This is a genomic window from Sulfuricurvum sp., assembly GCF_019163035.1.
In the GTDB taxonomy this organism is placed as follows: domain Bacteria; phylum Campylobacterota; class Campylobacteria; order Campylobacterales; family Sulfurimonadaceae; genus Sulfuricurvum.
In genome coordinates this window covers 7079-15205 of record NZ_JAFLKV010000007.1, presented here as the reverse complement: position 1 = coordinate 15205, position 8127 = coordinate 7079, and the positions used below count along the sequence as shown (strand labels likewise).

The window sequence follows — 8127 nt, the reverse complement described above, 5'->3', positions numbered from 1 at the left end:
GCCGAACCGCCCGCAGAGTCCCCTTCCACCAGATACAATTCGCTGATCGATGGATCTTTGCTTTGACAATCGGCAAGTTTACCCGGCAAGGTTCCTACCGTCATCGCATCTTTACGTCGTGTTAGCTCACGCGCTTTTTTCGCCGCTTCACGTCCGCGTGCCGCCATAAGGGCTTTTTGGATGATAGCTTTGGCTTGGATCGGGTTTTCTTCGAAATATTTGGTTAGTTTCTCATAGGTGACTTTTTGAACCAACGGTCTTACATAGGTATTTCCTAGTTTCCCTTTGGTTTGACCCTCAAACTGAGGTTCCGGTACACGAACAGAGACAACACAGATAAGACCCTCAGAAACATCTTCTCCTGAGAGTGGGATATCTTTCTCTTTGGCGTTACCGTTTTGTTTGTTATAGTTTGAGATAACACGGGTAAGTCCCGCACGGAAACCCGCTTCGTGAGTACCTCCGTTAGGAGTATTAATGTTATTGACAAACGTAAACATTTTTTCGTCGTAGCTATCGTTATACATGATAGCAATATCCATCTCGATATCTTCGATTTTATCACTGAATGCAAATGGAGCCGCAACGACTACTTTTTTATTCACATCGGTAACAAATTGGCTTATACCACCCTCGAAGTGATATGTGTTATTTGCGCCGTTACGATCATCTTTAAAAATAATCGTAATACGTGGATTGAGATAAGCGAGCTCACGGAATCGTTTTGCTAGATAATCGTAATCGAAAATAATGGTTTCGGTAAAGATCGAAGGATCTGGAAAAAACTCGATGGTTGTTCCACGTTTACGCGTTGTTCCTGTTACCGCTAACGGCTCTTGAGGAATACCGCATTTGAAATTTTGTTCAAACGATTGACCCTCACGGAAAATAGTCATTTTAAGGTCACTTGAAAGTGCATTAACAACCGATACCCCAACCCCGTGCAAACCGCCCGAGACTTTATAGGTATCTTTATCGAACTTTCCACCGGCGTGAAGTACGGTCAAAACAACCGTAGCCGCAGAGATTCCCTCAGTGGGGTGTAAATCAGTCGGAATACCGCGACCGTTGTCGCTCACCATTGCCGTACCGTTTTTGGTTAATGTCACGGTAATCGTATCACAATGACCTGCCATCGCTTCATCAATTGAGTTGTCAACCACTTCGTAGATTAGATGGTGAAGACCTCTATGACCGGTATCACCGATGTACATACCGGGTCGTTTTCGAACGGCTTCGAGACCTTTGAGAACTTTAATATTACTAGCACCGTAATTTTCCATTGTTACTCCAGCTTTTAAGCGTGTTTAATGCTTTATTTTAGCGAAGTTAAACTAAAAAAGAGGTTTTATGAGGGGGAACCCCTAAAAAGGGGATTATAAAAAAATGAAGATTAGATAACTATTGGCATAACAATAGTTTTAAAATTTTGATCTTTTAACACAAACGGCTGATTCGATTCATTAGCTTCAAGGGTAAATTCGGTTGAATTCACTTGGGACAGGAAATCAAGAATATAACGGCTGTTGATCGCGAGGATAAACGGTGTTTCAAATCCGTTTTCAATTTCAACGGTTGTTTTTGCTTCAATGTTATCATCACTTAAACTCTCAAACAAAATTGAGTCGGTTTGAATAGTAAGCTTCAAATCGTTAGAGATCGTCGTAATCTGCTTGATAGCGGTCACAATAACGCTTTTAGGGAGGGTTAGGATACGTTGAGCCTCTTTAGGAATAATTCTACTGTAATCAGGAAATTTACCGTTAATGAGTTTGGTATAAAAAAGGGAATCTTCCGATTTGATAATAAGATGAGTGTTATCGTAATAAATCTCAATGTTATCATTAAAAAGTTTTTGAATTTCGATAATCGCTTTTTTTGGGACGATAATAGAGAGTTCTACGTCACTGTGACTATCAATGTGAACCAATGCAAGGCGTCGTGTATCGGTTGAGACAAAATTAATCTGGTTGCTTTTGATATCAATCAAAGCTCCGTTAAGTTCAAACTTTGGATTATTGGTATCGGTTGCAGGAGTAATTTTTTTCAATGACTCTATTAGAAGATGTGAGTTGATTGCAATGTTCGGTTTTCCATCGGTTGTTGGGAAAGCTGGAAATTCAGAACTTTTATAGGTAGGAAGTTTAAAGTTTGATCTTTTTTGACGTATAAGAAGGGTATCTTTATCAAGAGTTAGCTCTATCTCTTCATCTTTGAGGATGCGAATAATGTCCAAAAGCTTTTTACCGTTAGCGGTTAAGGAACCGGGTTCTTCTACGCTAACCGAATTGGTTTGAATGGTAAGACCTATTTCATAATCAGTTGCTTTAGCGTAGAGAGTTCTCCCATCAGTTGAGAGCAAAATATGGGAGGTGATTTGCGATGTATCTTTTTTCTCTAAAAAAGGTTGAAGATGGAGAAGGATATTTTCCAAAACCGACTTGTCAACGGTAATTTTCATAAAAGACTCCTTTTATTATATATAAGCATTAATTGTAATAGTAGTAATAAGGGGGTGTGAATGGGTGAAAAAACACCACAAACGCCCATCTCTCCTGTTATTCAAGTGTGATGAACCAACTCATTTTCATTCACACTTATTCACTTGTTACGAATTATAGCTTTTTTAAATGGGCTTTACAAACACAAAATATTATTCAGGGGTTGCAACAGAAACTTTATTGGAGAGTTCTTCGATTTTAACTCTGAAATCTTCGTCGTTTTTCATCAACTCTTGAATTTTTTTCATGGTGTGACTGACGGCGGTGTGATCTTTCATTCCGAAGTATTGTGCCAGTTGCGGCATTGAGTTCGGGGTGAGTGAGCGGGAGAGATAAATAGCGATGCGACGAGCATAGACAATGTTACTATTTCGGCTTTTTGAGCGAATTTCACTCGGTTTGATATTAAGCTCTTTTGCCACGGTTTCCATGATGAGATCGGTGGTAATGTTGCTCCGTTTTTCTGCCATTTGTTCTTTGAGAACATTTCGGGCAAATTCAATGGTGATATCGACTCCCATCAGTTGTGAATAAGCATTGAGTTTAGAGAGTATCCCCTCGATTTCGCGGGTGTTGTTTTCGATAATCGTCGCGACGTAGTTGATCACTTCTCGGTCGAGCTTGACACGGTTAATTTCACATTTTTTCTTGATAATCTCGATTTTGGTTTCGAGTTCAGGGGGTTGGATATCGGCAACAAGTCCTGATTCAAAACGGCTTTTGAGACGCTCTTCGAGTCCGCCGATTTTTTTAGGGGGTTTATCGGAGGTAATAATGATTTGTTTGTTTTCATTCCGCAGGGCGTCAAAGGTATGGAAAAACTCTTCTTGGATTTGGTTTTTATTGCTGAGGAACTGGATATCGTCGATGAGGAGCAAATCGCATTTTCGGTATTTGTCTTTGAAGCGATCCATGGTGCGGTTACTGAGATGGCGGGTAAAGTCGTTTAGAAATTGCTCAACCGAGGTATAAATGACCGTTTTACCCTGAGCGAGCATCACATTTCCCACCGATTGCATCAAGTGCGTTTTCCCTAAACCGACTCCGCCGTAGATAAAGAGGGGGTTATAAACTACACCCGGTTTTTCACTTACGTTTTTGGCGGCGATAAAAGCGAAATTATTGGAATCTCCGACAACAAAGTTTTGAAACGTGTAGGAGGGGTTGAGTAATGAGCCACTTGGGCGCTCACTGTTTATTACCGTAGTGGTGTTTTGAACGGATGAGTGGGCTGATGATTGGATTAAAATTGATACGGTGGGTTTAATATTGGTTTTGATTTCAAAAAGATGGGCGATTTTATCGGCGAATTTAGTTCGTACCCAATTTGCAATAAGTGCATTAGGAACACGAAAAATGGCTAAATTACTTTTGGATTCAATCTCATCATAGGTAAGTTGTTTAATGTAGCGTTGGTAGTCGATTTCATTGATCTCTCCTTTGAGCGCATTTAAAACTTGTTTACCGATAGAATTCATCTTTTCCCTTATGTGAATAACGTTGAGTAATAATACCGATATTTGCCTATAATTAGGATCAAATAAGCAGTGAATTGAAGATATTCACTGGTGTGAATAAGGATTAGTATGAATATTTTGGGGATTGATCCGGGGACTCGTAATTGTGGATATGCGATTGTAGCGATAGAGGGACAAAAATTACGTCTAATCGAAGCGGGACTCATCAAAATAAAAGCGGAAGCGCTTCAATACCAAATTCCACAAGTCGCCGAAGCGATTGAGCAATTATTTCAAAGTCATACCATTAATGAAGTAGCAATGGAAGATATTTTTTATGCCCACAATCCCAAAACGGTGTTAAAACTCGCACAGTTTCGTGGGGCTATTACCTTAAAACTATTGCAAGAGCACGGTATGTTTGCTGAATACACACCTCTACAGGTTAAAAAAGCATTGACGGGTAAAGCAAAAGCGGCGAAAGAGCAGGTAGCATTTATGGTAAAACAAATATTGGGGATAACCAAAGAGATAAAGCCGCTCGATATTACCGATGCGATGGCAGTAGCAATTACGCATGCTCAAAGGGTAAAATTGGAGATCAATCAAAAAAGTAGAGAGAAGAAGATAATATAGCGACCAACACACCAGGAGGGTCGCTAAGTCAGAAGTTTATCTAAAGAGGCTTAGATATCCTTAATAATTTTAGATTGATCTTCCTCTTAAGTGTTACTCTCTGTTATGCTATTAAAAGTTTTCTGAAAGTAGAAAAAAGTGTTCAATTTTTCTCTAAATATGTAATATTCACACTGTGAGCGTGTTGTGAATAAGTTTCCCCTATATTACCCCTCTATGCAGAATAAATCTTCTTAATTTCAGAATTTTTTTATATAAATCTACCCTGAATCAATGCACCTTTAACTACACTTAAAGCCCTATATTGTGGACTTTCAAAGAAATATTTTACTTTAATAATTGATTAAGCTACTGTTATAAAAAGTTATTCACATTTTATGAAAATCTTTTCCCATAACATGGGGGTAACATCCCTGTAATCAAAACGTAATCACTCTGAAACTAACATGATTTACCGTATCGAAAATAAGGGGCATTTTTAAGATTTGTCCTTTTAAAGAAGGGTAACACAATGGTTAGTACAGAGTATATTTTACGAAAAGAGCATCCACAGCTGTTTCGATATCCAACACTCATTCATAAAATGATAGTAGGAGTGATTCGACTGCTTCTCCATGAAAAGTCGATAAATCATTTTATGGAGATTCACCAAGAAAAAAATGGGTTAGAGTTTGTTGATGCCGTTTTGGAACATTTAAATGTTTCGTATAAAACGGTTCATAAACAAATCGAAAATATTCCTACTATGGGAAAAGTAATTATTGTTGCGAATCACCCTTTGGGAGCATTAGACGCTCTTTGTTTGATTCAAATGGTATCTTCCGTCCGTCAAGATAAAAAAGTGAAAATTGTTGCGAATCGGATGTTGGGTGAAATTACGCAGCTCAAAGAGTTTATGATCGGTGTGGATAATATGAATGAGCGAGTCTCTAAATATGCTTTGCTACAAATTGACAAAGCATTGCAAGGCGAAGAAGCGGTTATTTTTTTCCCTTCAGGTGAAGTTTCCCGCGCAGGTTTGTTTGGAATCAAAGAAGCTACATGGAAAGGGGGATTTGTAAAATTTGCAAAACGAAACAATGCTCCTATCCTCCCTATCTATATTAAAGGGAAAAATAGTCCTCTTTTTTATGGGCTCTCATGGATATACAAACCGTTGGGTGGATTGTTGCTCAGTCATGAAATATTTGCAGCGCGTAATCGTGTTTTTGATTTTACGATAGGGGAGATGGTGAGTGAAAAAGCTCTCAGCGATTTTAACCTCACCGAAAAGCGTCACGCAAAACTATTCCGCAAACACTTACTCCGTGTAGCACACGGTAAAAAAGGGATATATCCTACGGAATGTTCGATTGCTCACCCTGTATCGCGTCAAGAACTGCGTCAGGAGCTTCGCAAGGGTGAATTGCTGGGTCTTACAAGCGATAACAAGCAAATCTATCTTATAGAGCATGAAAACGCCCCACACATCATTAATGAGATCGGACGGCTCCGTGAATACTCTTTTCGTAAAGTGGGAGAGGGGAGCGGTCATGCGCGTGATATCGATGCGTACGACCGTTATTACCACCATTTAGTATTATGGGATGATGAGGCGCTGGAGATTGCAGGAGCGTATCGTATCGGTGAGTGTGAGTGGATACTCTCGTGGTTAGGGAAAGAGGGGTTGTATATGTCGGATCTGTGCAGTATGAATGATCAGTTTGATACGGTATTGGAAGATGCTATCGAGTTGGGGCGCAGTTTTGTACAGCCAAAATATTGGGGGAGTCGTGCGCTCGATTATCTCTGGCAGGGTATCGGTGCCTATCTGAGTCACAACCCTCAGGTCAAATATATGATGGGTCCCGTGAGCATATCTGGGAGTTTTCCCAAACATGCTCAGGAGGCTTTGGTCTATTTTTATACCCTCTATTTCGGTGCGGATCATACGATGGTAAAAGCGAAATCACCGTATCGTTTATCTGAATATGTCCAAGATGAGTTTAAAAACTTGTTCAGCGGAGAGAACTATACGGAAGACTTTCGTGTGCTCAAGGACTATCTAAAAGCGTTGGACGTATCGGTGCCTACCCTCTATAAACAATACAGTGAGCTGTGTGAAGAGGGGGGAGTGCAGTTTATGGATTTCGGGATTGATACCGATTTTAATAACTGTATTGATGGGTATATTTTGGTAGATATTCGTAAAATCAAAGAGGCAAAACGACAGCGATATATCAATAACGCTGCGTAATATCTTTTAAATCCCCATCGCTTCAAAGCACTCTTTGAGAAAATCTTTCTTTGAAACGATGGTGTATTTCTCATTCTCATACTCAAATTCAAGCGAACGGGCGTGAAGAAGTAGTCTCGTTGACCCTCCTATTTTCATTCGCTCAATTGGCGATAACTCTTTTTTTATGAACCGATTGACATCCTCTTCTACTGGGCCGTACACGGGATCACCGATAATAGGATGTTCCACGTGGAACAAATGAACCCGAATTTGATGGGTTCGTCCAGTAAGCGGTGAAGCTTCTACGAGGGTCATATCGTGCTCAGGAAAGTAATGAAGCGGTCTAATAATAGTATGGGCAGGTTTCCCTTTGGGGTCAACTTTGACCACCATGCTGATGAGGAGATTAGGATGATCGATTCGAAATAGAGGTTCTTGAATATCGATTATCTCATCTACATGACCTCTAACCATTGCAAGGTATCGCTTGGAAATGAGACGCTCCGAGAATAACTTTTTTAAAACAGACTCACTTTTTTTATTGCGAGAAACTAAAACCAAACCGCTCGTCTCTTGATCGATACGGTGCGTTGCGTTAGCATCCACTCCAAACTCGTGTTTGATCTCATCGTTCAGTGTGTAGGGTGAGAGACGGCTATGGGGATGGACACTCAAACCACTGGGTTTGTCATAAACTACAAAGTCGTTAGCGACAAACATCGGTTTGAATCCGAGGGATGACGGTTCAAAACAAATGAACTCACAAGAGCCCTCAACGAATCCAAATTGATCGTCCATAACGATACCGTTTTGCGTTAATCTCCCTCTGGCAATTAGACGTTGTCCTTCGCTCCGAGTGATTCCTAATTCATCCATTAAAAAGGTTAGTGCCATTTGACGAACAGGAGAATGGAGTTTTTTGGTGATGAACGGCATAGCTCTATTTCGCTTTCATCGCATCAAAACATTGAGCTACAAAATCTTCTTTGGAGATAACATGGTAAGGAATCTCATTGTAGGTAAACTCTAATGAATGGGCATGAAGTAAGAGACGTGATGCACCGGTATTGGAAAAGCGTTCTTCGCTGGACATCTCTCGATCTAAAAAGCGGACAGCATCATTTGCATCTTGTCCGTAAATCGGATCACCGACAATGGGATGTTCCACGTGGAACAAATGAACCCGTATCTGATGTTGGCGCCCTGTATACGGTGAAGCTTCGACGAGGGTGGTATCGGTATCAGGGAAATACTCCAGAGGAGTTATAAAGGTACGGGAGGGTTTTCCCTCAGGATGAACCCGAACAATCATACG

At 40.3% G+C, this 8127-nt stretch carries 7 protein-coding genes; 2 read left to right on the top strand and 5 right to left on the bottom strand.

Translation table 11 applies throughout. The features are described 5' to 3' along the window. The 3 genes from JZU62_RS00750 to dnaA all read right to left on the bottom strand — a co-directional run. A partial coding sequence (locus JZU62_RS00750) for an ATP-binding protein (protein ID WP_295010973.1) occupies window positions 1-1283 on the bottom strand: 1283 nt, incomplete at its 3' end. A 110-nt stretch (window positions 1284-1393) separates the two neighbouring features. Further along, window positions 1394-2461 carry a DNA polymerase III subunit beta gene (dnaN, locus tag JZU62_RS00745; protein WP_295010971.1) on the bottom strand — a complete coding sequence of 356 codons (1068 nt, stop codon included), beginning with the start codon at window positions 2459-2461 and terminating at the stop codon, window positions 1394-1396. 192 nt (window positions 2462-2653) lie between these two features. Next, window positions 2654-3979, bottom strand: a complete 1326-nt coding sequence (gene dnaA / locus JZU62_RS00740; RefSeq protein WP_295010969.1) for a chromosomal replication initiator protein DnaA — start codon at window positions 3977-3979, stop codon at window positions 2654-2656. 108 nt (window positions 3980-4087) lie between these two features. Between dnaA and ruvC the strand changes: the two genes are divergently transcribed. Next, a complete protein-coding gene (gene ruvC / locus JZU62_RS00735; RefSeq protein ID WP_295010967.1) occupies window positions 4088-4594 on the top strand; it encodes a crossover junction endodeoxyribonuclease RuvC in 507 nt (168 codons plus the stop codon). 511 nt (window positions 4595-5105) lie between these two features. Beyond that, a complete protein-coding gene (locus tag JZU62_RS00730) occupies window positions 5106-6830 on the top strand; it encodes a lysophospholipid acyltransferase family protein (protein ID WP_295010965.1) in 1725 nt (574 codons plus the stop codon). A gap of 6 nt (window positions 6831-6836) precedes the next feature. Here JZU62_RS00730 and JZU62_RS00725 read toward each other — a convergent pair whose 3' ends face one another. Beyond that, window positions 6837-7748 carry an RNA pseudouridine synthase gene (locus tag JZU62_RS00725; protein WP_295010963.1) on the bottom strand — a complete coding sequence of 304 codons (912 nt, stop codon included), beginning with the start codon at window positions 7746-7748 and terminating at the stop codon, window positions 6837-6839. Between the two features lie 4 nt (window positions 7749-7752). Beyond that, the coding region (locus JZU62_RS00720; protein WP_295010961.1) for an RNA pseudouridine synthase at window positions 7753-8127 on the bottom strand (375 nt) is incomplete at its 5' end.

Excerpts from the sequence above, each read along its gene's own strand:
- dnaN (WP_295010971.1), bottom strand. The coding sequence starts at position 2,461 with ATGAAAATTACCGTTGACAAGTCGGTTTTGGAAAATATCCTTCTCCAT.
- dnaA (WP_295010969.1), bottom strand. The coding sequence starts at position 3,979 with ATGAATTCTATCGGTAAACAAGTTTTAAATGCGCTCAAAGGAGAGATC.
- ruvC (WP_295010967.1), top strand. The coding sequence starts at position 4,088 with ATGAATATTTTGGGGATTGATCCGGGGACTCGTAATTGTGGATATGCG.
- JZU62_RS00730 (WP_295010965.1), top strand. The coding sequence starts at position 5,106 with ATGGTTAGTACAGAGTATATTTTACGAAAAGAGCATCCACAGCTGTTT.
- JZU62_RS00725 (WP_295010963.1), bottom strand. The coding sequence starts at position 7,748 with ATGCCGTTCATCACCAAAAAACTCCATTCTCCTGTTCGTCAAATGGCA.